Below are 1,908 nucleotides of genomic sequence, written 5' to 3'. Positions count from 1 at the left end.
ACGGTCACTTCGGTCGCGACGACCTGGACGTGCCGTGGGAGCGCACCAACCGCGTCGACGAGCTCAAGGCCGCGGCCCGCGTCTGACGGGAAACACTCAAATGCCTCATATTCCCCTCCGCAATAGGTCACCGAGACATCTTGGCTGCAAAGCCGAAACACAGCTGCCTCACGAAAGATTCCGACTAACATCACCAGGTGGAGGCACCGACCGCATGACCAGCGAATCGTCCTCCACCGCTGTAAGACCCGCCCAGCGCTCATACACACGCGCAAGTTCGACGGAACGAGCACGGACGACAAAGGGATTGTTGTGCGCCGTCAAGGCCGGTTGCAGCTGCCGCCAGAGCCTTGCGCCGTGACCCGTTCTTTGCGGCCACGCCTGAACTTGCTCAATCTGAAGCTCACCGGCATACCGGCGCAGTCGCCGTCTTTCCTTCGATCTGAACGACGACGCTGCCAAAATGGCGACTCGGCCGGTTCCCAATACCAACAACCAAATCGATACATAGCGTCCCACGTAGGTCGCATACGGCGTGGCATGACCAGTGACATAGCCATAGACAGCGGCAACTACCTCCACAATCGCGCCCAAGGCTATGAATATCGCAAGACAAACGGCCCCGCTGATCGCAGCACGCGCTGGATATGACTTGCCCACAATGCTCACGATCGCCGACGCCCGTGTATCGACTGCAGCCAATTGCCCGACAGCGCGGGCGCCAGCAACAACGCCCAACCACCAGGGCAACGCGCAGACGGCGAGCGCCAAGCTCAGCTCAGGTCGGCATCCTGCGCTCCACGCCCGTGAAACGGTCCAGGCGTGTCGAGGCGTGTCTATCCACCGCGGCTTCAAGCTCACCGGCAAGATCAACTCTGGGCCGTAGCCGATCGTGGCCAGTCTCCGTTCATATTCGCTCTGCAACCCTTCTACTTTCCACGTCGTCCGTTCGCCCCAGCTCGCTAACGTGACGCCGTTCATCCCGAGTGGGCGTCGTCGATCGATCCGATGGATGGGACGCCGCGTCGTGGCGTTCCCACGAAATCTCATTGCCAGACACTACAATGCGGGACGGCCAGCGCCCGAATGCCGCTAAGGTTCCGCTGACGACGCCCGCTCCGATGAGTGAGGCTACTCCGGCGCCACTCGCGCCGACAAACGCTCCCACGGCGCCGCTTGACCACGAAAGGATCCCGACTATTGCGAGACAAATTCGGCATCCCCTCGTCATCACAGTGCTCATCGAAGTCCCTTGATGTCCTTCGGCAGCAAGTCCACCACCGTAATGCCCATTGCCCGCGCAATCAGTACGAGATGATCGATCCCAGGCGCAGTTTTCGCGTGCTCGAGATTCTGCAAGCTTGTTCGGCTGATGCCGGACTCGTTCGCCAAGTCCTCCTGCGATAAGCCGCGTTCGACGCGCACCTTGGCCACCCGACGACCAAGTGCGACATGAATCTCGTCCCAATCCGGTGGACGTACGCGTGTCGGCATGAAGCCGAGCCTGGCCTTGTCAGCCACCAAAGTCAGCACAGTATTCTTGGGTAAATGGCTCAGAATACTGAGCGGCACACCGCGGCTCGCCGCTGTACCACTTCGCCATTCGCCGCCTATCCCGAAGTCCGGACTACGCCATCGCAACCGTTCGACACCCATGCATGACAACCTGCCGCTCCATGGATGCCCCGAGTGGGTCGGGTACGCACCCGCGGTCCGATCCGGAGTTGGCCCCTGGACCAGAGGATCACCATGCACTCGACACCTTCGCTGATCTGGGAGTCAGGCTGCGGGGATCAGCCGGCCATCAGTCACTTTCCCGATATGAGCCTCATTCTCGAAGTAGCCTGAGGCCTGTACCTACGCGCCGGAGCACTGACTTCGGCTATGAGCTCGAAGATCCACTCATCG

The 1,908-nt window shown here is 60.9% G+C and carries 2 protein-coding genes; both read right to left on the bottom strand.

What is annotated here, in order from left to right:
• Nucleotides 1–168: 168 nt before the first annotated feature.
• A complete protein-coding gene (locus ELR45_RS33280) occupies nucleotides 169–981 on the bottom strand; it encodes a hypothetical protein (protein WP_129670120.1) in 813 nt (270 codons plus the stop codon).
• A gap of 258 nt (nucleotides 982–1,239) precedes the next feature.
• Complete coding sequence (locus ELR45_RS33275) at nucleotides 1,240–1,656, bottom strand: helix-turn-helix domain-containing protein (protein ID WP_129670119.1); 417 nt, start codon at nucleotides 1,654–1,656, stop codon at nucleotides 1,240–1,242.
• Nucleotides 1,657–1,908 lie beyond the last annotated feature (252 nt).

Origin of the sequence: Phytoactinopolyspora endophytica (assembly GCF_004138495.1) — a bacterium.
In the GTDB taxonomy this organism is placed as follows: Bacteria; Actinomycetota; Actinomycetes; order Jiangellales; family Jiangellaceae; genus Phytoactinopolyspora; species Phytoactinopolyspora endophytica.
Note: the sequence above shows the minus strand (reverse complement) of the source record. Positions and strands in the feature narration are given on the sequence as shown.

Coding starts and splice junctions, on each gene's coding strand:
- ELR45_RS33280 (WP_129670120.1), bottom strand. CDS start 981: ATGAACGGCGTCACGTTAGCGAGCTGGGGCGAACGGACGACGTGGAAA.
- ELR45_RS33275 (WP_129670119.1), bottom strand. CDS start 1,656: ATGGGTGTCGAACGGTTGCGATGGCGTAGTCCGGACTTCGGGATAGGC.